This is a genomic window from Geomonas ferrireducens, assembly GCF_004917065.1.
In the GTDB taxonomy this organism is placed as follows: domain Bacteria; phylum Desulfobacterota; class Desulfuromonadia; order Geobacterales; family Geobacteraceae; genus Geomonas; species Geomonas ferrireducens.
On sequence record NZ_SSYA01000002.1, the window covers coordinates 737,665 to 760,147 of the forward strand.

Genomic DNA, 22,483 nt, shown 5'->3' on the forward strand with positions numbered 1-22,483 from the left:
ACTTTGCCCACTTCCACTGTCCCGCGAAGACAGTCTCCGCCTGTTTTGGTTGGACACTTTCTTCAATGTCTGCGCCACGTTGAAGGGGGGCTGTCACCCTCCAGCTGTCGTATTGTTGTATGTCAGGTAGACAGGGATATCTATAGCGAATTTTATTCCATCGTCTCGTGTCATAAATAATGCCATTCGGTTGTTACCTTCAGGCAGCTTCCTTTCTCCTAATTCGAGTGAACTTGTTGAATTTATTTGCTTTGCAACTTTTTCATACTCGTAAATTAAGTTCTGAGAGGGTTGACCTATCGATGTGTAAAGTCGCAAAATCTCACGGCTTGGCAAGATCCATTGCAACAATGGGCGTTGCTCCCTTGGTTTGTCAGCGTCATTTCCATTACTGATTGTGAGGGTAAAAACTCTCATGTTGCCTTCGCCAGGAACACCTTGCCAAGCTACTGCGGAAGTGTTTTCCTGGCTCTCGGGCTCAGCTCTCAAGCAAAACTGCGGGAAAAGGACACAATAGAGGATTTTTTCTTTGTCAGGGGCAACAGGTCTGCGCCATCGGTCAAGGCTTCTGTCCTTTCCTGCCTCTGCAAGTTGTTCTTTAACCTCTTCTACGAATTGTGTTGTAAGGCCAATTTGACAAACACCAGATCCATGAAAACTAATTTTGAATTGCCCTGCGTTAGTTCTTACGGCTAGGAAGATATCGTTCGATTTGGTCCATAGGCGCCAGACAGATGACCGGATTGTAGTTTTCTGTCCGACTGCGAACCGGTAGGTGTTATCTTCTGCCATTTTTTCCCTTTAGTTTTGGTTCCAACGGCTCGGGAGAACAGCGGCGAAGGCTGCTGCTTCTGCCTAGTTGGGACTTCTTAGCCCTGAATTCTCAATATATCAATGCCTGGCAACCAGAGCTTCCCTTGTTAGACGGCGCGGTTTGCATGGATGCGTACGATCCTAGATATGTCTTCCGGGCTGATACCACGACGATGGATCTTCCACCACAAAAACGGATTTCTGGTGGATGGATCGCCGATAAGGATACCGTTCGGCTTCAGGACGAACACGCCTATTGGCGGCACCTCCAGCCGCCAATACCAATCACCCCGAGTTTCGCTGTATGAAAGCTCTGCCGAGACTTTCCCAAGCTTAAGCTGATATCGCTGTGATTCCTGAATAAATGAGCGCATAGTGGGAAGAACACGAAATATAACTAGCCCAAACGCTTGTTCGTGGTCTTGCTCAGTAAAAGGCGCAATGTTGCTACCGAAAATCGCGTTATCGATGACGACGTACTGCCCGTCAAGTTCAGTCTCTAGTGAAAAGTAGATTCGAGTGCGATCACTTCCGCGAACGCGTGCGTTCAGACCGTGCCAAAGAGTAGCCAGTGCGTCCGCCACTTTGGCACCAGCCAGTTCGCCCAGTTTTTTCGCTGCGCCCTTGAAGAACTCGCCGAAATAATCACTGGTCTTGTACGCGGCAATTAATGCCAATCCATATTCGAAAATGAGTTTGAGAGACTCGGGGTCCAGTTGGACTTGTACGACTTCTGCAGGACCGGCGAGTTGAGCTGGTGCTGGCGCTGGCCTGTCGATTTCGGCTTGAAGTCCTAATGCCGCAATGGACTTCTGGAAAGTCATTACTTCTACATCGTCTGAGTTTTTAATTGTAAGTTTCATGATTACTGATCGCTCCGTCCAACGGGGCTGCGCTTGACCTGACGTGCGGCTTAGCCGCACGATCATGGTCTTAGCGCTGGTTAGGCATCCGTCCCGGCAAATTCATCCCACTCTCTGACAGACAGCAGAGGGACGTTGTTAATATTTTCACTTTTGCTCTACTTCCGCCACCAAATGTAAATATATCAACAACGTCCCCCCACTGCCAGAGTTTGCTCCGCCCTTGGAGTCCGCTTGGTTGCGCAACCTCGCCATTAATCCTCACGTCTCGCACCATCCTCAGGCCAACGTGGTGGGGGCGCACCACCGGCGCAGGCTTCATCGCGCCGGCTGCGTGCCGCCTCCTGTTTGTACGTTGTCGATCCTGAATGCAGCATCAACTCCACGTTTCAAGTTTTCGGAGACCTTGTGCGACGGAGACGTCCATTTCATCCGATACGTTTTCGCGTCTTTTATTGACTCTAGAATCTCTTTGCGCATCGGTGCGAATGGCTTCTGATTAGCCTGGACTCCGAGAGATGACACGTGGACATCAATCAGGTTTTCAACAAATTCTTCTGCCTTTTCTTTCTGGTTTGTCTTCAGAAATTCTGCCACTTTTATGTCCGTCGAAAGAGTTATCAGGTTACCGCTCATTTCTTGCTGGAGGAGCAAGTCTGTGGCGTTATTACAGCCAGTACGGTACCCGACGCCCCCGGCGATCGCCATGCCAACAAGGGCCATTGATATCATGACCAACGTCTTTTTCATTCTTTCCTCGTCCAACGGTTCGTGGTGCCTGCAGAGCATCCCATCTTCGGTCTCCGGCTTGAGGCCCTCCCCCACTGCGGAGTCGGGCTTACGCACATTGTTGGGACTTCATTCACTTCAGCACGACAACAGCCAGTGACAAAACCACACCTGAACATGGGTGAGCATGGGGGGCAGGTCTTTACTCTTGCTCTATTTACTCCATCTTGGCCGAAATATTAGTTCGGATCGTCAACGATTAATCAAGAATAAAGACCTGCCCCTCATGCCCCGGTCTTGCCGATGGTTAGCTTACAAACTCATTTGTCTAAGTCAGCCAGCCACTCCTCTTTTTCAGGTTCTGGCTGTATAAAAGCAGCAGTATCGTTATGCTGCTTCGAAAGATTCTTCCTCTTTAGCAAAAAGATAACCGCTCCTAACGGCAAAGATATGCTTATAACCCATGCCCCATAAAGAGGAGCAAATGCACCTGCTCCTAGAAACAGCACAGCCACAGGGTTTATTGACCATTGACCAGTCGTCCAATCTACTGAAAATTTTGCCAATCCGAACATTACAAATATTATCCAAAGCCACTTTCTATTTTCTATTTTGGTTCTGAAGCACTGTATTAGAGCGTACAGGGTAAATAGTGGAATAAGAATGGCTAATAAAAGCACTGAATACTGTAGAGGGCTCTTACCTACTAGCCTAAATTTGTTGAGATTTTTTAAAGAATCTGTGATCGGATTGACATTAAAACCAACAATGGTCGAGACTCCGCCTTTCTTCTGAGTCGCAACGTTAATCAGCAGCCACTTAGCCTTGAACTGGTACTCAAAAGTTATGTTTGTTGTAGTAGTTTCTGGTCCATTGGGACCATGAAAGGTGTTTACCTGTGCTCCTACCACTTTTATAGATTCAGGCTGTTGCGCAGGAATCATCTGCGCCATCTTATCCATCTTGTTACGAATGTCAGCGGTTTTGACGCTTGGGTCAAGGTCCTTTTCGATTTCCTCGAACCTATTCTCTCTAAGGAGATCGATATAGCCTTTTGCTGCAGATTCGGCCTCGGGTGGCGTCATTTTTTTAATCATGCTCGCTTGATCACAGCCAGCAAGGAGCATTGTCATTACGACGGCAATTAAACGGAGAAATCGCATTGTTTAATCCTCTCCTGAGGTAACGTCTCAAGGCACCAGCGGCTGAGAGTCAGCGAAGACCGCTGGTGCCGCTGGTTGGCATAAAAGGGGGACACGTATAAGATCATAAGTTTTGAGAAGTCCATCCGCAAAGGTCCATAAGCGGTTATAGGCCCTCCCCCTACTCTTCTCCTTTTCTCTCTTACCCCTTAGGCAAGGCCGCCTGCTTGTTCACCAAGGCGGTGAGATCGACTCCCGGCAACACCCGGCTCAACTGGCCCATCAAACCGTCGCCTGCATTTCCGCCGCCGGTGACAAGGACGTCGGGGACGATCTTGATCTTTCCTTCCTGTATGGCGGCGGCTACCAACTCGACGATCTTGATCTGCTTGATGGCTTCTTCGCCGATCGCTTCCTGCTGCTTGTTGTAGGCCTGGGCGGTGGCTTCACCGATGGCGGCGATCTTGGACGCCTCGCCGTCGCCTATCGCCTTCAAGCGCTTTCCTTCCCCTGCACCTTCCAGCGCCTTGGACTCGGCGTTGCCTTCGGCCAACGTGATCATCTCGGCCTTCTTCTGGGTGGCGACCTTCACGGCGATCTCGGAGGCTACAAGGGTCGGCTGCTGATCGGCGGTGGCGCGCATCTTCTCCATCTCGGTACGCTCCGCCTGGGACTTCTGCTCCATCTTGTACATCTCCTGCTGCTGCTCGGCGATGATCCTCTTGGTCTGGGTCTGCATCAGATCCTCGGGAAGCTTGATCTGGCAGATCAGCACGGATACGCACTCGACGTGATACTTCTCCAAGTCGACCCGGGCCCTGGTTTCCGCCTTGGCCTGCTCTTCGGAACGGCTCTGCAGGAAGTTCATCGCGGAGGCGGTGGAAGCCTGGTTTCGGAAGGAGGAGTCGATCATCGGGTGTATTACGTGCTGGATGAGGTTGTCGATGGAGCCGACCTTCGCCACCATGTACGGTGCCTGGTCCGGACGGACGCGGATGACCACCTTGACGGAGACCTGGATCGGGAAGCCGTCCTTGGAAATGACGGTCAACTGGTCGAAACGGGTGTCTTCCTGATCATCCCAATCTATGGTGATGTTGGTGGTGTCGATGATGTACGCCATGAAGGCGCGACGGTTGAGGTAGTAGCGGCCCGGTCCGGCGACTTCCTCCTGGATGCCGCGGAATCCCTTCGGGACGACGTACTTCTCCTTCCCCTCTTCTTCGGAGGCGCCGGTCTGTGACGAGCCGAGACGTTTCTTCATCTCCTCGGTCGGGTCTTCCCCCACGTTGGAGACGATGACACCGACCTGCCCGCGCTCGACCACGGCAACGTCGTCGATGGCGACGCTGAACATGAGCGGGTTGATGTAATAGGTTCCCGGACGCAACACGTCCAGTTGCGGGCCGCGCTGCCCATGTTTGAGCAGGAAGGCCGAACCGTCCTGGTAGTCGTTATGGCCGGTGATCGGGGAGGCGACGTATTCGCGCTCAGGCAACGGAATACCGTCCAGAGCGGTTACGAGGCCGATCTTGTTCGCCTCGACCACCGCCGCAGGCGCGACCTGGATATTGAACAGGTTCAGGTTGATACGGTAGGTACCCGGAAGGAGCACGTCGATCTGGGGCCCCTTTTGTCCGCCGTTTTTGAGGAAGGCCTCGCCGTTTTCGTAGTTGGAGTGTCCCGGTACGCTCTGGGCCAGAAGGCGTCCCATGGGAATGGGTGCGCCGTCCTGGGCGGTGACCATGCCGACCTCCCCTTTCGCGATGATGACGGCCTCGGCCTTGGTCACCTTGAAGAGGTTCGGATGGATGCGGTAGACGCCCGGCGGCAGGATCTCGGTCTGAGGCCCCTTCTGGCCGCCGCTCACGATGAAATCCTGGCCGGACTGGAAGGAGTTGTGCCCGGAGACTACGGAAGCAAAGATGCGTCCGGCGGGGATGGCCGAGCCGTCGGCCGATTCCACCAGGCCGATCTCCCCGTCGCCGATCTTGGTCGCCGAGCTCTTGGTCACCTTGAAGAGGTACGGGTTGATGCGGTAATTGCCGGGAGGGATGATCTCGATCTGCGGACCTTTCTGTCCGCCGTTGTTGATGAAGGCCTCGCCGTTTTGGAATGAGCTGTGCCCTTCCACCGCCTGGGCGAAGATCCTCCCTTCCGGTATGGCGACACCGTCCACCGACTCTACGATGCCGATCTCGAAGTCCTTGATCTCGGTGACGTTCCCCTTGGTCAGCTTGAAGAGATACGGGTTGATGCGGTATTTGCCTGGAGGAAGCACCTCGATCTGCGGCCCCTTCTGGCCGCCGTTTCTGATGAAGGCTTCGCCGTCCTGGAAGGAATTATGACCGGCAACTACTGCGGCGAAAATGCGTCCGGACGGGATCGATGTGCCGTCCACCGATTCGATCAGGCCGACCTCGTTTTCCAGTATCTCGGTGAAGACACTTTTCGTGGCCTTATAGATGAAAGGGATGAGGAAGTGCAGTCCCGGGCCAAGGGTGCGGGCCTGGATCCCTACCTCGTTCCCGAGGGCCACGACCCGCCCCTGCGGCATCTTGCTGCCGAACCAGCGTCGCTCGATGAGAGCGATCTCGTTGCCGCCGACGATGACCACCGAGTTCCAGAGCAAAATTACGAGGGCTGTGAAGGCAAGAAAGTAGAGATAATGATTACCAAGCCAGATGAAGAGATTTGCGGGGTCGGACATGGTGCCTCCTGGATGTTCAGTGCTTAGACTAGGCTAAAATAAACCCATTAAAAAAGCCGCCAGTGCTGGTGAATAGCACTGGCGGCTGTGAACTGTGACGAACTGCCTCTTCCTATTGTCATGTTGACCTCTTAGCAAGATTTGGAGCGAGAATCTTTATACGCTCTTTTGCACTTGGAGGTCAATGAGAATGAATCAACTTGGAGAAAATCCTGATGGTGGAGGGGCCAAGGCTACGGGGGACAGGCCCCTTCGCGAAGGGGGGAACGCTAGGGCTCGTGCAGCGTTTTAGGAGTCATTGGTGAGCGGGTGTAGCTGGAGAAAGAAGGCGCCCGGTTTGGGGAAAACGGGCGCGTGGGGGGACAAAGCAAAAGAGCCTTCCGGCGGTAACCGGAAGGCTCTTTTTTTATGGTGGCGGTGCAGGGACTTGAACCCCGGACAACACGGATATGAGCCGTGTGCTCTAACCAGCTGAGCTACACCGCCAAGCTCTTATTTGTAATGATGTCAACTACCTGACTGCCTCTCGAAGCCTTTTATGCGCCGCCTCAAGAGACACTCTTTATAGTCTAGAGCGTCTTCGTTGTCAATAAAAAATAGCGCTAAAACTTTCTCATGCTGCGCGGACATATCAGCAGCAAGAATTTACTTCAGTATATCCAGAAGCTCGACCTCGAATATCAGTGTCGCATTGGCGGGAATCATCCCGGAGCCCTGCTCACCATAGGCCAGTTCAGGAGGACAGACGAGTTGTGCCTTGCCGCCGACCTTCATCTTCTGCACGCCCTCGGTCCAGCATTTGATGACCTGGTTCAAACCGAATTCGGCGGGACGCCCTGCGGCGTAAGAGCTGTCGAACTCCTTGCCGTCGACGAGGGTGCCGCGGTAATTAACCTTCACCCTGTCGGTGGCTGCGGGACTTGCGCCGGTCCCTTCCTTGATGGACTTGTACACGAGACCTGAAGCGGTCTTGACCGCACCTTTCTCGCTTGCGGCCTTCTCGACGAATTCTTTTGACTTGGCAGCAAGACGCTCGCCCTGTGCGGCACGACGCGCCAGTGCAAGCTGCTGGATTTTCGCCTTGTAAGGCTCGATGTCGAAATCCGGCTTCTTCCCGGCAATACCGTCCTTAACGCCTTTCAGCACCTGGTCCAGTTCATCCGACGTCATGTCGAAGATGGCCAACTGGCGTGCCATCACCTGGCCTACGGCATAAAGGGTCTTCTGGTCCTCGGCTTTCTTGTCGTCAGCCGCAAAGGCGGGAACAGCGAGAAGTACCAACAGCATGGCAGCGATGAGTCTGTTCATGGCTTATTTCCTCCTGGTTGGATGCGAAAAAAAAGCACCCCTTATGGAGTGCTTTAATAATAACGATGGTGCGGCCTACTTCTTGGCCTTGGGTGCTGCTTTTGCCTTGGGGGCTTTGGCAGCTTTCGCCGGCGCCTTGGGGGCCTTCGCGGCCTTTGCCGGTTTGGCTACCGTCTCTTTCTTCGCCTCGATGTTGGCCATGCGAACTTCCCGCGCCTTGGCAAGGTTGTCGGCCAGACCGCGGTCCTGCGCCATCTTGCGGCGAGACTCGGAATAGCTCTTGGCGGAAAGAGCCTGTTTGCTCGGGATGCCGAACTGTTTCTTGTAGGCACCCGGCTTCATCCCGTGTGCTGTGCTCAGGTGACGCGCAAGGGTCTTGAACCCTCCTTTGCCGCACACAAGACAGACCACCTCGTTCTTTTTGAACGCTTCTTTGATGGAGAGTGAAGATTTAACCTCTTCGACGCCTTCCACACCCTGTCCCGCCTCAAGATTCTTCAGTGCAGCGTGAACTTTGGCTATTTCCGCGAGAAGCTCGTCCGATGTCATCGGCGTGCTGGAGGCATGCGATGCAACGAGTTGTGCAGCTATTTCTACTAAGGTCGCCATTTACCACCCTCCTTCAAAGTTATAGTTAGGTGATTAATAGCAGAGACAGAAATATTGTCAATAATAAAGTAAAAATAACATTTATGGACTCAGTATACGGGAGGACAAAAAGAATGGAACACACGTGCAGAAGATACGGGCTTGAAATGATATGGTACGCGAGACCGGGTAGAGCGTATGTCGAGGCGACAGGATCATGCACCGGCTCCGCCGCCTGCAAGGATCAGCGAAAAAGGAACTATATCTCACGGGTGTGCATAGAATGCAGCTCTTCCGGCACCTAAAAGAGCGGTTTTTTCATTCAGTATGACGTGCACCGGAATAGACTGTACAAGTGGACTCAGCCTTCCTTTTGCGGTGAAAGAAAGCATGAATGCGGGTCCTTTCAGCAGATCAAGGATCTTCGGTGCGATCCCGCCGCCAAGGTAGACGCCGCCTGTGGCGAGAAACCTGAGGGCGGCGTTGCCCGCCTCGGCTCCGTAGACGGATATGAATACTTCAAGCGCCTTGCCGCACATGGGGCACCGGGATTCCAGGGCCGCCTTCGTGATGACCGCGGGCGGATCGCCGGCGCTCATCGCGGCGGCGATGGATTCCTGTTCGGGGAAGTAATGTTTGTCACGCAGGAAACGATAGATGTCCAGGAGCCCGGGGCCGGACAACACACGCTCGTAGCTGACCCGGCCGTGCTTCGTCTGCAGGTAAAGGAGAAGTTCTGCTTCCAGTTCGTTTCGTGCCGCGAAGTCGGCGTGTCCCGCTTCGCTGGGAAGCGGGTGGTGGATCCCTCCAGCGAAATAGGCGAGCGACTCGCCAAGGCCGGTCCCTGCAGAGACCACGGTTATGGTGCCGGAAGGATTGGCAACACCATGGTTTAGGGTGAAGAGGTCCTGTTGCTTAAGCGACGCGATGCCGTAGGTGTTCGCCTCGAGGTCGTTGATAAGCAGCACGTTTGGGAGTTCCAAAGCCGCAGCGAGTTCATCGCTCTCAATGGTCCAGGGGAGGTTCGGTGTGCGCACCCGTCCCTCGATGATGGGGCCGGCGATACCGAAGCAGGCGCGTTCAGCGCTGATGTGATGCTGCGAGGTGAAGTGGCGCACGATGTCGATGAGGCTGCCGTGCGCGGCGCTTTTGTACTGCGTCTCGGCAAGTGTGGTAAGTCCGGCGGGATCGGCCTGGAAATAGGCAATACGGGTCGAGGTTCCCCCCACATCTCCTGCGAGAATGAGCATATGACCTCCCGTTAACGGCAGTGCTGTGGCTGCGTAACTTGTTGTTTACCCCTCACAGATCAGTGGGGACATCGGAGAGACGGAAATCTGGGATCAAAATGCAAATCCCCCCTGCCCCCCCTTCGCAAAGGGGGGGACGTTATGCCATGCTCGCTGCTTCGAGACTATCGCAAAGATGCTTCAGCGATATTTCAGGAAGAACCTTCACAAAAGGGTGGGGAGAACTTCTATATCCGCAGGTTACTTTTGGGTCGCCTCCGCGGCAAGGACGGTTTTGACGATCTCGGCGCTGATCGTGTCGAGGGCACGGCTCGTCGCCTCTGCTACGGCTTCGTAACCTGGTCCGGTCGTTTTTTCGCGGACCACGGCGCGCCCTACCCTGCTGTCATTTCCACTGCGCACACTCCAGACTGCCTCGAGAGTGACTGCCTCGCCGGGAACGGCTTCCAGTCTGAGGATATCGACCGGCACCCCGTACTTGGCATCGGCGCCGGTACTTTGGCCGTAGGCAAACACGCGGTTCGAACCGAGCCTGCGCCCTACATCCTGCGATAAAAGCCGTGGGATTTCCTCTTTCAGCGGTTCTGCCCAGCGGTGCGATTCCAGAATGGCAACACGGTTGGGGGCAACGCGCACGACAAGCTGGGGGCGATCCAGAAGTTCCGGCAGCGTTACCGGTCCTACCCTTACCGACAAGGCCTGCGCGGACGACGCTTCCACCTCCGGAACCGCTGCCGGAGTCAGGGTGTAGAAAGTGACTCCGGGAGACCTGACGCATCCTGCGCACAGGAGAAAAAATCCAAACAAGACCGGGAGTACGGAGACGGTGCGCATGGCTATTTTCCCTCCTTTTTGCCGCGTATCAGGGATTCCGGATGCTGTTCGAGGTAATCACCAAGAACCCGCAGCGAACGCGCCGCACGCGAAACCTCGCGCATGGTGTCGCGCAGGTCGACCTGCACGGGCGCGTCGGCGCTTAGGACCCCGCTAGCACCGCCCAAAGTGGTCCGGGCTTCCGTGAGGGTCTTTCTCACGTCCTCGAGTGTTGTCTTCGTCTCGGTGAGCACCGATTTCGCCTCGGGAACCAGAGACTTGTCCATGTTCTGCAGCAACCGGTCGGCGCTCTTCAAGGTATCGTCGAGGGAGCGCATGGTCTGCCCCGCATCTCCGGCGAGTTTTTCGAGCGGCAGTTTTTCGATCCGCTGCACGATCTCGATGAGGTTCTTCTGCAGCTTCTCCATGGAGCCGGGCACGGTCGGGAAACGCGGCGGCGAGCTGTTCCAGTTGATGCGGCCGGCACGGGCGTCAGGTGCGAAGTCGAGCGCCACGTAGAGCTGGCCTGTCAACAGGCTGCCGCTTTTGATCTGGGCCCGGAAGCCGTGTGCCACCAGGTCGTCGAGAAGTTTGTGTGCTTCGGCGGTACCGGGCAGTGGCATCTTGCCCCCGCTGTCCTTGCGGAACTGGGTCTGCAGGTGCTCAGGGTAGAGCTGGATCTCGACCGGAACGGAGAAGTCCTTGCGGTTGGGGTCGAGCACCACATTGATATTGGTGACCTCACCCACGGTAACGCCACGCAAATCCACCGGAGCACCGACGGCAAGACCGCGCACCGATTCTCGGAACTCGAGGATGAATTTTTCCGAGGCAGCGGAGTTTTTGAGGGCCTCGTCGCGGGTACCGTAAAGGGTGTACGCGGTGTCGGCGGGAGCGGCGACGGCGCCGGAGGCGGATTCCTCGAAGGAGATGCCGCCCAAAAGAACGGCAAGCATCGACTCGGTGTTCAGCTTCACGCCGCCTGGTGTAACGGTCAAGTCGACGCCGCTTGCCTGCCAGAAATAGGTACTGGTGGTGACAAAGCGGTCGTACGGCGACTTGATGAAGACACGGACGGTGACGGCTTTGCCATCCCGGTCGAGGTCGGTGGAGATGACCTGCCCCACCTGTATGCGGTGGAAAAAGACCGGTGAGCCGGTGTAGAGCGAGCCTACATCGTCGGTGTGCAGCACGAACTGACGCCCCGGGACATCCATGGAAACAGCTGGGGGAGACTCTAGGCCGATGAAACTGTCACTGAGCTCCTTCGAAGTCCCCGCCTCGACTCCGATATAGGAGCCGCCAAGGAGCGTGGTGAGGCCGGAAACGTTTCCGCCGGAGATGCGTGCGCGCACCACCCAGAAACGGGTATCTTTCACCATGAGCCCCTTGGCGTCCTTGGTGACCTCCGCGGTAACCACGACATGGGTGCGGTCGTCGGAGATGGCGATCGATTTCACCTCGCCGATCATGACGTCCTTGTACTTAAGCTTGGTCTTGCCCGCCTCGAGCCCTTCACCGGTCTTGAAGGAGATGGTAATGGTCTCGCCGCGATCAACCCACGCCTTGGCCGCGATGGAAAGGCCGATGATGGCGGCGACTATGGGTATGATCCAGACGAGCTGGATCGAGAAGCGCCGCTTCGGCTCGCTTACCGCCTCGGGAAGGTCCTGTATCTCTTGTTTGTCCGATGGTTCAGTCATGGAATTCCTCTTTCTGCAACGGGTCCCAGATCAGGCGCGGGTCGAACTCCATAGTGGCAAGCATGGTGAGGACAACCACCGCGCCGAAAGCGATCGCGGCGGGGCCGGCCTTCACTATCGCGAGGGAGCCCAGTTGTACGAGCGCCGCGAGCAGGGTGACTACGTAAATATCCAGCATGGACCAGCGCCCCACCGCTTCCACCAGCCGGTAAAGCCGGGTGCGCTGCTGAGGGTGCCAAGTCGATTTGCGCTGCACGGAGATGAGCAGCAGGGTCAGGGAAAAGAGCTTTAAAAGCGGTATCGCCACGCTGGCCACGAAGACGATGACGGCGATCATCCAGGACCCGGTCCTCCAAAGATGCACGACACCGCTCACAATGGTGTCCTTACGGTAGCTGATCAGGGAGCCCGTCTCCATCATGACCAGGGTGTTGGCCGGTATGTAGAGGATGTAGGACGCGATGACGAGCGCCCAGCAGCGCTGCACGCTGCCCGGTCTGCGCAAATGAAGCCGTGCGCCGCAGCGCGGGCAGTACTGCCCGCGCGAAGTGCCGGTGCTCCGGGAGACCAGTTGGCAGACATGGCAGGAGCAAAGCCCGCGGCCGGCCGCGATGGGGGAGTCGGCGGTGCTCACCTTGACTCCAGATCCCGGCGTTTCGCGTCGAGCTGGGCCCAGACGTCGCGCGCGTTGAAGGCGGTGGCCGCGGCGGCAAGCAGCAGGGTGAGCACCGCGAAGGACCACAACGCCATCCCGGGTATGACGCGGAAGTTGTTGGTCAGCTTCACCAGGGAAACCAGCAGGCCGAGCATCAACACCTCCACCATCCCCCACGGCTCGATGCACTGCAGGGTGCGCATGAAAAGCGGATACCTCGGGGGCACCTTGCCGAGTTTTAAAGGCAGAAGCAGATAAGTGAGCGAGGCGAGCTCAAGCGCCGGAATCAGAATGGCAGTGATCAGGACGAGAGTTGAGACGCTCCTCATCCCCTGATCCCAAAGGGAGAGCACGGCGCCGAAAAGGGTGATGGCACTGCGGTCGCCCTGCACCTCGATGGCGAATATGGGAAAGAGGTTCGCGCCCAGGAAAACCATGCATGCCGCCAGGGTATATGCGAGGGTGCGGTCGACGCTGTCGGTGGCGTTACGGTACAGCACGGCACCGCAACGCCGGCAGCTGGCGTAGCAGCCTGGGTTGAGCTGGATGTCGCGCTGCAACAGGTCGCATTCGTGGCAGGCGATAAGTTGTGCGGTTCGATCGGTCATCGGGGAGACGCTCCCTCATATGCGGCCCCGGCAGGCCGTGGCAGACGCGTCGCACAGCGGAGGCCGGCAGGACATGACAGATGAAAACATACCACAGTTGCAGGCTTAAAACTAAGCCTGACTGTATCAAAAACGGTCTTAAAACTAGATCAGCCGCCCAGGAAGTCTCCCAAGCGGCTGATTGAAATGGTCGGTGCGACTGGATTCGAACCAGCGACCACTAGACCCCCAGTCTAGTGCGCTACCAGGCTGCGCTACGCACCGATTAAACCTGATAATTACAACTGATCCCGCAAATTCATCAATTCCAGCTTCACATCCTGAAGCAGTGCCGCAAGCGCTTCGCCGGAAAGGTCAGATTTTCGGTACTTTTTCTTCGCTTCCAGACGCTTTCTAGCTCCCTCGATGGTCAGCTTTTCGGCGTACAGAAGATCTTTTATCTCGTGGACCAGCTCTACGTCCTTCTTGGAGTAAAGCCTTTGGCCGCTGCTGCTTTTCCTTGGTGCCAATCCCGGGAATTCCGTCTCCCAGTAACGCAGCACCGAGGTTGGAAGGCCAGTTACCGCGGACACCTCGCCGATTCTGAGGTAAAGCTTGTCCGGGGTGCCGGTCGCCATGATTACGGCTGGGTGTTGATCGCGCTCTTCAGTACCTGGCTCGGTTTGAAGGTGAGGATCTTGCGAGCAACGATGGTGATCTCTTCGCCGGTCTGCGGGTTCCTGCCGCGACGGTCGGACTTCTCTTTCACTACGAAGTTGCCGAAGCCGGCAATCTTGATTTTGTCGCCGTCTTCAAGAGTGGACTTAATCAGGTCGAAGACCGTCTCAACGAGTTCGGCGGATTCTTTCTTGGAGAAACCGACCTTCTCATAAATTTTTTCTACGATGTCCGCTTTGGTCATAATCCCCTCAACAGGTTAAACATTTCAGTGTGTTCTCAACAGCGGCTTAATCTAATACCATAGCGTTTTCGATTTCGCAACCGTTTTTATCTGAAGGAAACATTTAATTTTTTCTGCAGTGCCTCGGTTACCTTCGTGTGCAGACGGGTTACTTCTTCGTCGGTAAGGGTCTTCTCCTTCGACCCGTAGCGCACGCGAATGGCGACACTCTTCTCATGAGCCGCAATATTCCCACCCATGTACAAGTCGAAGATTTCCACCCCTTCCAGCTCGGGCGCCTTTACGCCGTTCACGCACGAAACCACGTCGGAGACGGGAAGTTCCCGCGGCAGGAGCATGGCGATGTCGCGGAAGGTGGACGGGAAGCGCGAGGGGACCTGGGCGGCACCCTGTTTCTTCCGCGCGGAGAGAAGCGCCTCGAAGTTGAGTTCCAGGTAGTAAAGCGGCGTGGAGATGCCGTAGTTCTCCTGTACGGTCGGATGGAGCTCTCCCATGGAGCCGAGCACTTTCTTGCCGCTCAGGATGCGGCAGGCCTTGCCTGGATGGTAGTACGGATCGAGCTCCTCGACGCTGTAGTTGACCCCGCCTACGTTCAGGTCGGCTAAGAGGTTCTCGGCGATACCCTTGACGTCGAAGAAGTCGATATCACCCTTGGCCTGGTTCCACCCCTCGGGGTCGCGCCTTCCGGTCAGCAGAGCGGAAATGTAGAGCGGCTCTTCGGGGAGCTCGGCCCCCTCGACGGGAAGGTAGATGCGACGCATCTCGAAGATGCCGAGGTTCAGCGTCCTGAAGCTTACGTTCTTGACCGCGGTGTCCAAAAGCCCCGGGAGCATGGTGGTGCGCATGACGGAGAGTTCGTCCGAGATCGGGTTCAAAAGGACCATGCCGTTGCTGCGGAAGTCGTCCGCCGGGAGCATGATTTTTTCGCAGGAAGAAGGTGCGACGAAACTGTAATTGATCACCTCGGAGAGGCCGTGGGAGACCAGAAGCCCCTTCACCCTCCCAGCCAGGCGCTGTGTGTCGGAAGGGAGATCGGAGAAGACCGACGCCTGCGGCAGCGTGGCGGGTACTTTCTCGAAGCCGTTCACGCGGACCACCTCTTCGATGAGGTCTATCTCGCGCTCTATGTCGACCCTGAAAAGCGGCACCTTCACGGTGAAGACACCAGGCTCGCCCTGCTTCACCTCGAATTCGAGGCGCTCGAAGATGTCCTGCACCTCGGCGGCGGAAAGATCCAGACCGCAGACGGCGTTGATGCGCGACAGGCGCGCGGTGATGACGCGCGGCTCGACCGGCGCCGGATAGACGTCGATGATCCCCTTGGCGACCTTGCCGCCGGAAAGCTCGGCGATGAGCTGGGCGGCGCGATCGAGGGCGCGGGTGAGCCCGGCGACGTCCGCCCCGCGTTCGAAGCGGTGCGACGACTCGGTGTGGATCCCGAGACGCTTGGAGGTCTTGCGGATGGCGGACGGGTTGAAATAGGCGCTCTCGAGAAGCACCTCGGTGGTCCCCTCCCCTATTTCGGAGTTACCGCCACCCATGATGCCGGCAAGGGCCACCGCCTTCGCGCCGTCACGGATGGTGAGATCGTTCGAGGTGAGGGTTCTCTCCTGGCCGTCGAGGGTGGTGAACTTCTCCCCCTCGCCCGCCGCGGCAACGACGATCTTTCCGCCCGACAGGAGCTTGTAGTCGAAGGCGTGCAGCGGGTGACCGTACTCGAGGAGCACGTAGTTGGTCACGTCGACGATGTTGTTGATGGAGCGGATCCCGGCGGCCATGAGCCGGTTGGCGAGCCAGGCAGGGGAGTCGGCGAGCGTGCATCCGGTGATGTGGCGCGCGGTGTAGCGCGGGCAGAGTTCCGGTGCGAGGATCTCGACGCTTGCAATCGACGCGACGGGCGCCCCTTCCTCTTTTACCTCGAGGCCCGGGTAGTGCACCTTTTTGCCGAGCTTCGCGGCGACCTCGCGCGCGATGCCGACGACGCTCAGGCAGTCGGCACGGTTCGGGGTGAGCCCGATCTCGAATATGACGTCCTTGGTCCCGAGCGCGTCGAAAAGCGGAGTACCGAGGGTGTAGCTTTCGGGGAGGATCATGATCCCGGAGGACTCGGCGGAGAGGGCAAGCTCCTTCTCGGAACATAGCATGCCGCAGGACTCCTCGCCGCGGATCTTCGAGCGCTTGATCTTGAAGTCACCGGGGAGCGTCGCGCCGATCTGGGCCAGGGCGACCTTGTCGCCGGCCTTGAAGTTCTGCGCGCCGCAGACGACGTTCACGATCTCGCTTCCGTTGTCGACCTTGCACAGGGAAAGCTTGTCCGCGTTGGGGTGCTGGTTCTTTTCCACCACCCGGGCCACGACGACGTCGTCCATGCCGCCGCCGACCTCTTCCATGCGCTCGACCTCGAGGCCGAGCATGGTGAGCAGATGCGAGAGTTCAGCCGCCGGGAGGTCGCAATCGACGAATTCCTTGATCCAGTTATAGGTAACTATCATATCGATTCCTTCAAATGGAAAATCAATTAACAGGGATGAAGGTGCGGACCCTTCATCCCTGTTCAGCTCTTTTTAAAATTGCTTCAGGAACCTGAGGTCGTTCTCGAAGAGAAGCCTCATGTCGGCGATGCCGTACTTGAGCATCGCGATCCTCTCGATCCCCATGCCGAACGCGAAGCCGGTGTACTGCTCCGAGTCGTACCCCACGTGGCGGTAAACCTCGGGGTCGACCATGCCGGCGCCCAGAATCTCGAGCCACCCGGTCTCCTTGCAGACCCGGCACCCCTTGCCGCGGCAGATGACGCAGGCGATGTCGACCTCGGCGGAGGGTTCGGTGAACGGGAAGAAGGAGGGACGGAGCCTAACGCCGATGTCCTTGCCGAAGAGCTGGCTGATGAAGAGGGTCAGGATACCCTTGAGATCGCCGAAGGTGATCCCCTTGTCGACCATGAGCCCCTCGATCTGGTGGAACATCGGGGAATGGGTGGCGTCGGAGTCGCAGCGGTACACGGTCCCCGGTGCAATGATGCGCACCGGCGGGGGCTGCTTCAGCATGGTGCGGATCTGCACCGGAGAGGTGTGGGTCCGGAGAAGGACGCTCTCGCCGAAGTAGAAGGTGTCCTGCATGTCGCGCGCGGGGTGGTCCTTCGGGAGGTTCAGCGCCTCGAAGTTGTAGAAGTCGAGCTCGACCTCGGGACCTTCCGCAACGGCGAAACCGAGCGCGCCGAAGATGGAGCAGATCTCCTCGGTCACCAGGGTGATCGGGTGCTTGGAGCCCATCGCCTGGCGCCTGCCCGGCAGGGTCACGTCGATCTTCTCACCGGCGAGCCTGGCGGCCTTGGCCGTCTCGCGCACCTGGCTGCCGCGCGCATCGAGCGCATCCTCGAGCTTCGCCTTCACGGTGTTCACCACCTGGCCGACCAGAGGCCTTTCCTCGGGGGAAAGCGCACCGAGCCCTTTCATGACGCCGGTGAGCGCCCCCTTCTTGCCCAGGTACTTGACCCGGAGTTCCTGCAGCCCCTCTTCCGTGGAGGCCTGAGCCAGCTCGGAGAGGGCCTCTTCTAAAAGTGCTTCCAGTTTATCCTTCATCGCATGACCCTATCTTCGGAAAAAAAAAGAAATGGGACATCGCTATCCCATTTCTCTTTATGCCCGCGGTATGTATTAAAATTTTGCTTTGGCTGCTGCCGCGATAGCTGCGAAACCTTTCGGGTCGGAAACGGCTAGGTCGGCCATCACTTTCCTGTCGATTTCTACGTTGGCGAGCTTCAGACCGTGGATCAGCTTGCTGTAGGAAAGACCGTTGATCCTTGCCGCAGCGTTGATCCTGGTGATCCAGAGGGCCCTGAAGTCCCGCTTTTTCACCCTTCTGTCCCTGAACGCGTAGTTCAGTGCGCGGTCCACCGCTTCGGTGGCGCTCCTGAACAGTTTGCTTCTCGCGCCGCGGTAGCCCTTGGCAAGTTTCAATACTTTGTTTCTTCTCTGTCTCGCTTTAAAACCGCGCTTTACTCTTGGCATACATACTCCTTCTGGTCTTTAAATTAGCCGGATCCGCAAGGGGAGACGTTTCCTCACGGTTCTCGGACTTCGGTAACGGGCGAAAACGGCGGTTGAAGACGAACAGCTCCGAGGCGCACCCCGGTGCCGGTGTTCCAGTCCCTAGTCCCCAGCCCCCAGTCCCGATGTTATTTGTAGGGGATCAGGCAGCAGATGTTCTTGTGGTCGGAGGCTGCTACGATACCGCTTTTACGGAGGTTGCGCTTGGTCTTCCTGGTCTTGGAGGTCAGGATGTGGCTGGTGAAGGCGTGAGCCATCTTGATTTTGCCTGTGCCGGTCTTGCTGAAACGCTTGGCGGCGCCCCTATGGGTCTTCATTTTAGGCATTGTTTTACTACTCCTTTGTTGTGGTGTTTATTTTTTTACTTTGGGGGCGATGATCATGAACATGCTGCGCCCTTCCATCTTCTGCTTTACCTCGACCACGCCGATATCGGCGAGTTCGGCGGTTATCTTTTCCAGTGCGGCCATGCCGAGTTCCTGGTGCGTGATCTCACGACCGCGGAAAACGACCGTGATCTTCGCCTTGTTCCCTTCTTCCAGGAAGCGACGTACGTGCTTAACCTTGAACTCCAGGTCGTGCGTATCGGTCTTCGGACGAAGCTTCACTTCCTTCAGCTCGACCTGCACCTGCTTCTTCTTTGCCTCAGCCTGCTTCTTAGCCTGCTGATATTTGAACTTGCCGTAATCCATGATACGGCAGACAGGGGGAACGGCCGTCGGCGAAACCTCTACCAGATCGAGTTGCTGACTCTCAGCCAACGCCAGAGCCTCGCGAAGCGGAAGAATACCAAGCTGCTCACTTTCGGCACCTACTACCCTTACCTCTTTGGCCCTGATTGTCTGATTGATGTTGACTGTAGGTTTAGCTATGACGCCACCTCCTATTTGTAGGTTTTAACTTCGTTCTCAATGAAGGCGATGAACTGTTCGGGAGTCATCGCTTCGAGGTTCTTGCCGTCGCGGAAACGAGGCGCGAGCAGGCCGCCTTCGACCTCCTTGTCCCCCACCACCAGCATGTACGGTATCTTCTGCAGCTGGGCCTCGCGGATCTTGAAGCCGAGCTTTTCGTTTCTGAAATCCTTCTGAACCCGCACGCCCGCGGCACGCAGCTTGTCGAACGCAGCCTGTGCGTAGGGAATCTGGTTGTCGGTAACCGTAAGAACGGTCGCCTGAACCGGTGCCAGCCAAGTCGGGAAGTTTCCGGCGAAGTGCTCGATGAGGACACCGATGAAGCGCTCAATGGCGCCAAGGATAACCCTGTGCACCATGACAGGGCGTTTCTTTTCACCATCCGCGTCGACATAGGTGAGATCGAAACGCTCCGGAAGGGTAAAATCGCACTGGATAGTAGCACATTGCCATCTTCTGTCAAGAGCATCGCGCAGCTTGATGTCTATCTTCGGCCCGTAGAATGCACCGTCGCCCTCGTTTATCTCATAGGGACGACCGGAATCCTTCAGTGCATTCAGAAGCGCGTTGGTGGCAAGTTCCCATGCATCATCGGAGCCGATCGACTTCTCCGGACGGGTGGAAAGCTCCATCTCGAACTCGAAGCCGAAGATCGCCATCACCTCGGTGACGAACTGGATGACCCCCTTGATCTCGCCGTCCAGCTGTTCCGGGGTGCAGAGGATGTGCGCGTCGTCCTGGGTGAAGCCGCGTACGCGCAGAAGGCCGTGGAGGACGCCCGCCCTTTCGTGACGGTGCACCGTGCCGAGCTCGAAGTAGCGCAGCGGCAGGTCGCGGTAGGAGCGAAGCTGCGAGCGGTAGATCATCATGTGGGCCAGGCAGTTCATCGGCTTCACGCCGTAGCTCTGCTCGTCCACCGTGGTGAAGTACATGTTCTCGCGGTAGTTCTCGTAGTGGCCGGAACGCTGCCAGAGTTCGGTCTTCAGGATCTGCGGCCCCTGGACGATGTCATAGCCGCGCTTTAAGTGCTCCTTCCTCTCGAAGTCCTCGAGGATGGTGCGCAGCATCGCCCCTTTCGGGTGCCAGATAACCAGGCCGGCGCCGACCTCGTCGTTGAAGGAGAAGAGGTCGAGTTCGCGGCCGAGTTTCCTGTGGTCGCGCTTCTTCGCCTCCTCGATCCTCTCGAGGTAAGCCTCCAGTTCCTTCTTGTCGGCAAAGGCGGTGCCGTAGACGCGCTGCAGCATGGCGCGCTTTTCGTCGCCGCGCCAGTAGGCGCCTGCGATGGAAGTAAGTTTGAACGCCTTGCACCAGGAGGTGCTCGGCAGATGCGGTCCGCGGCAGAGGTCGGCGAAGTCACCCTGGGTGTAAAGGGAGACCTTGTCGGCGCCGAGATCCTCGATCAGTTCGACCTTGTAGCTCTCACCCATCTTCTTGAAGAGTTCAACGGCGTCAGCGCTGGTAAGCTCGGAGCGGACGATCTTGAGATCGGCCTTGGCGAGCTCGCGCATCTTCGCCTCGATCTTCTCGAGGTCTTCCGGGGTGAAGGGATGGTCGACGTCGAAGTCGTAGTAGAAACCGGTCTCGATGGCGGGACCGATGGTCACCTTGGCCTGCGGGAAGAGCGCCTTCACCGCCTGGGCCATCAGGTGCGAGGTCGAGTGCCTGATGATCTCGACCGCCTCGGGGCTTTTCTCCGTGACGATCTCGACGCGGGCGCCGTCGGCGAGCTTGGTGTTCAGGTCGACAAGGTTGCCGTCGATTTTGCCGGCGATGGCAGCCTTGGCAAGACCAGCCCCGATGGAGGCGGCCAGATCGTAGATAGAGGAGCCTTCAGGCAAGGGCCTTTGGGAACCGTCCGGAAGCGTGACCTTAATCTCGTTCATGCAAGACCCCTTTTGAGAAAATCGAATACAAACAGAAAGAGGCATCGAAACTCGATGCCTCCGTCGAACCTCGTACTGAAGGTCTCTGTTTAATTGGTAGGCGCGGGCGGTTTCGAACCGCCGACCCCTAGCGTGTCGAGCTAGTGCTCTACCCCTGAGCTACGCGCCTGTTTTTATTGCTGCTTCGTGGAACTTGAACTTTGTACCAATTCGTAGTTTCAAAGTCAAGGTTTTATTTTCGAGCACATGAATTTTTCTCATTGGAGAGACGGCGTCCCCGCACATGCTTCGTCAAGCAGCCGAATCAGCGCCCTTGAGACCTCTGATGGATCGGCATCGACGCAACTCCCCTCATGTGAACAGGGGGGGATGGTCCCCCACCTAGAGCATGGAGCACAGGAAAGGGTCGAGGCGAAAACGCGGTGGCGCTCCCCCTTGGGGGCCCATTTGGCGGGATCGCTCGGCCCGAAGAGCGAAACGGTTGGCGTACCGAGACCGGCTGCGATATGCAGAAGGCCGGAGTCGCCGGAGAGAAGCGCCTTTGCTTTGCCGATCACGGCAGCACTTTCGGCGAGGCTCCCCTTCCCCGCAAGGTCAAGCGCACCTGTGGACCGGGCAATCATCTCGCACGCCTCAGCTTCCCCTTCCCCGCCCAGAAGGACGACCGCGTATCCGGCCAGCACGGCTGAGGAGGCAACCTGACGGAACCGGCCGATGCCCCATTCCTTGCGCGGAACACTCGCTCCGGGAAAGATAGCGACGAATGGGCGCTCGCCGATATAGGCCAAAAGGCGCTGAGCCCCCTCCACCGCCTCCGGTGAGAGGGTCAGGAAGGGAACGGGGAGTTCGGACGGCGCCTCGATGCCGAGAGGGGCCAGCAGGCGGAAGAAGGAATACGGCTCGTACTCGTCGAGGGCGTAGGGGACGGCGTCGGTGAAGAGCCTCTTTCTCTCGTTGGTGGCGAAACCGATGGAACGGCCGGCACGCACCGCACGGGAGACGAGCGCCGAGAGGCGGTACCACTGCTCGGTGTCGATGACGAGGTCGTAGCGGTTGCGCAGGACGCTGGAAAGCTCTCCGGGGGCGTCGTAGCGGTGCACGGCATCGAGCCCGGGGCAGAACTCGAAAGCCGCGGCGTTTCTGGTCTCGGCGAGGATCTCGATGCGGCAGGCGGGGTAAGCGGACTTAAGCGCGCGCAGCACGGGGATGAGGAGTATGGCGTCACCGATCCCACCGGGGCGTATGACGAGGGCGCTTTGCGGCGCGCTGGTGGTGCCGGGGCGGCGGCGACGCGGCAAGAGATGGGACAGCAGGGGACCGGCGATGGAGTCGATTTTTTTCAAGAGGGTCGGTTGCAAGAGGGGTCCTCCGTGGGATCGTCGGCGCCGGTAGGCGCCGGTGCGCACTATCTTTACAGAAAACGGCGCGCTTTTGCAACCGGGTCCCCCCCTCCCGACCTCCCCCTCCAGGGGGAGGAGCGATGGACGGAAGCGGTGGACTAAGCGTGGACTTGCGCAAGGGGGGCATCCCTCCCCCGGAGGGGGAGGGTCTGGGAGG

General features: G+C 57.5%; 21 protein-coding genes and 3 tRNA genes. All 24 read right to left on the reverse strand.

Annotation, left to right across the window (positions count from 1 at the left end; translation table 11 throughout):
- Positions 1 to 93: 93 nt before the first annotated feature.
- The gene (locus tag E8L22_RS12055; protein ID WP_136525415.1) at positions 94 to 792 is read right to left on the reverse strand and encodes a hypothetical protein; all 699 of its coding nucleotides are present in this window, start codon (positions 790 to 792) and stop codon (positions 94 to 96) included.
- A 128-nt stretch (positions 793 to 920) separates the two neighbouring features.
- Entirely contained in the window at positions 921 to 1,676 is a 756-nt protein-coding gene (locus E8L22_RS12060; protein ID WP_136525416.1) for a hypothetical protein, read from the reverse strand.
- Positions 1,677 to 1,994: 318 nt separating this feature from the next.
- A complete protein-coding gene (locus tag E8L22_RS12065) occupies positions 1,995 to 2,426 on the reverse strand; it encodes a hypothetical protein (RefSeq protein WP_136525417.1) in 432 nt (143 codons plus the stop codon).
- 299 nt (positions 2,427 to 2,725) lie between these two features.
- Positions 2,726 to 3,568 carry a DMT family transporter gene (locus E8L22_RS12070; protein ID WP_136525418.1) on the reverse strand — a complete coding sequence of 281 codons (843 nt, stop codon included), beginning with the start codon at positions 3,566 to 3,568 and terminating at the stop codon, positions 2,726 to 2,728.
- A 181-nt stretch (positions 3,569 to 3,749) separates the two neighbouring features.
- Positions 3,750 to 6,257 (reverse strand): SPFH domain-containing protein, encoded by a 2,508-nt coding sequence (locus E8L22_RS12075; RefSeq protein WP_246044626.1) that lies wholly within the window; start codon positions 6,255 to 6,257, stop codon positions 3,750 to 3,752.
- Positions 6,258 to 6,666: 409 nt separating this feature from the next.
- Positions 6,667 to 6,743 (reverse strand) — tRNA-Met (locus E8L22_RS12080).
- Positions 6,744 to 6,902: 159 nt separating this feature from the next.
- Positions 6,903 to 7,565 (reverse strand): FKBP-type peptidyl-prolyl cis-trans isomerase, encoded by a 663-nt coding sequence (locus tag E8L22_RS12085; protein WP_136525419.1) that lies wholly within the window; start codon positions 7,563 to 7,565, stop codon positions 6,903 to 6,905.
- A 75-nt stretch (positions 7,566 to 7,640) separates the two neighbouring features.
- Positions 7,641 to 8,174, reverse strand: coding sequence for a MucR family transcriptional regulator (locus E8L22_RS12090; protein WP_136525420.1), 534 nt, complete (start codon positions 8,172 to 8,174; stop codon positions 7,641 to 7,643).
- A 245-nt stretch (positions 8,175 to 8,419) separates the two neighbouring features.
- On the reverse strand, positions 8,420 to 9,403 hold the full coding sequence (glk, locus tag E8L22_RS12095) for a glucokinase (protein ID WP_136525421.1): 984 nt from the start codon (positions 9,401 to 9,403) through the stop codon (positions 8,420 to 8,422).
- Positions 9,404 to 9,643: 240 nt separating this feature from the next.
- Complete coding sequence (locus tag E8L22_RS12100) at positions 9,644 to 10,237, reverse strand: PqiC family protein (RefSeq protein ID WP_136525422.1); 594 nt, start codon at positions 10,235 to 10,237, stop codon at positions 9,644 to 9,646.
- A gap of 2 nt (positions 10,238 to 10,239) precedes the next feature.
- Complete coding sequence (locus E8L22_RS12105) at positions 10,240 to 11,919, reverse strand: PqiB family protein (protein ID WP_136525423.1); 1,680 nt, start codon at positions 11,917 to 11,919, stop codon at positions 10,240 to 10,242.
- Complete coding sequence (locus tag E8L22_RS12110) at positions 11,912 to 12,553, reverse strand: paraquat-inducible protein A (RefSeq protein ID WP_136525424.1); 642 nt, start codon at positions 12,551 to 12,553, stop codon at positions 11,912 to 11,914. Before E8L22_RS12110 ends, E8L22_RS12105 begins: the two co-directional genes overlap by 8 nt.
- The gene (locus tag E8L22_RS12115) at positions 12,550 to 13,182 is read right to left on the reverse strand and encodes a paraquat-inducible protein A (RefSeq protein ID WP_136525425.1); all 633 of its coding nucleotides are present in this window, start codon (positions 13,180 to 13,182) and stop codon (positions 12,550 to 12,552) included. The genes E8L22_RS12110 and E8L22_RS12115 overlap by 4 nt, the downstream gene beginning before the upstream one ends.
- Before the next feature lie 187 nt (positions 13,183 to 13,369).
- Positions 13,370 to 13,446: transfer RNA gene (locus E8L22_RS12120), tRNA-Pro, on the reverse strand.
- Positions 13,447 to 13,460: 14 nt separating this feature from the next.
- Positions 13,461 to 13,799 carry a MerR family transcriptional regulator gene (locus E8L22_RS12125; protein WP_136525426.1) on the reverse strand — a complete coding sequence of 113 codons (339 nt, stop codon included), beginning with the start codon at positions 13,797 to 13,799 and terminating at the stop codon, positions 13,461 to 13,463.
- A 2-nt stretch (positions 13,800 to 13,801) separates the two neighbouring features.
- Positions 13,802 to 14,083 (reverse strand): integration host factor subunit alpha, encoded by a 282-nt coding sequence (locus E8L22_RS12130; protein ID WP_136525427.1) that lies wholly within the window; start codon positions 14,081 to 14,083, stop codon positions 13,802 to 13,804.
- Between the two features lie 86 nt (positions 14,084 to 14,169).
- Complete coding sequence (pheT, locus tag E8L22_RS12135; protein ID WP_136525428.1) at positions 14,170 to 16,575, reverse strand: phenylalanine--tRNA ligase subunit beta; 2,406 nt, start codon at positions 16,573 to 16,575, stop codon at positions 14,170 to 14,172.
- A gap of 72 nt (positions 16,576 to 16,647) precedes the next feature.
- Positions 16,648 to 17,664, reverse strand: a complete 1,017-nt coding sequence (gene pheS / locus E8L22_RS12140) for a phenylalanine--tRNA ligase subunit alpha (protein ID WP_136525429.1) — start codon at positions 17,662 to 17,664, stop codon at positions 16,648 to 16,650.
- A 75-nt stretch (positions 17,665 to 17,739) separates the two neighbouring features.
- Positions 17,740 to 18,093: a 50S ribosomal protein L20 gene (gene rplT / locus E8L22_RS12145; RefSeq protein WP_015720525.1), complete on the reverse strand. Its 354-nt coding sequence runs from the start codon at positions 18,091 to 18,093 to the stop codon at positions 17,740 to 17,742.
- A gap of 167 nt (positions 18,094 to 18,260) precedes the next feature.
- Positions 18,261 to 18,458, reverse strand: coding sequence for a 50S ribosomal protein L35 (rpmI, locus tag E8L22_RS12150; protein ID WP_129128247.1), 198 nt, complete (start codon positions 18,456 to 18,458; stop codon positions 18,261 to 18,263).
- 27 nt (positions 18,459 to 18,485) lie between these two features.
- Positions 18,486 to 19,004 (reverse strand): translation initiation factor IF-3, encoded by a 519-nt coding sequence (gene infC, locus E8L22_RS12155; RefSeq protein WP_136525430.1) that lies wholly within the window; start codon positions 19,002 to 19,004, stop codon positions 18,486 to 18,488.
- A gap of 11 nt (positions 19,005 to 19,015) precedes the next feature.
- Positions 19,016 to 20,926 (reverse strand): threonine--tRNA ligase, encoded by a 1,911-nt coding sequence (thrS, locus tag E8L22_RS12160; protein WP_162604822.1) that lies wholly within the window; start codon positions 20,924 to 20,926, stop codon positions 19,016 to 19,018.
- A 94-nt stretch (positions 20,927 to 21,020) separates the two neighbouring features.
- Positions 21,021 to 21,095, reverse strand: a tRNA-Val gene (locus tag E8L22_RS12165).
- 88 nt (positions 21,096 to 21,183) lie between these two features.
- On the reverse strand, positions 21,184 to 22,284 hold the full coding sequence (locus tag E8L22_RS12170; RefSeq protein ID WP_136525432.1) for a glycosyltransferase family 9 protein: 1,101 nt from the start codon (positions 22,282 to 22,284) through the stop codon (positions 21,184 to 21,186).
- Positions 22,285 to 22,483: the final 199 nt, after the last annotated feature.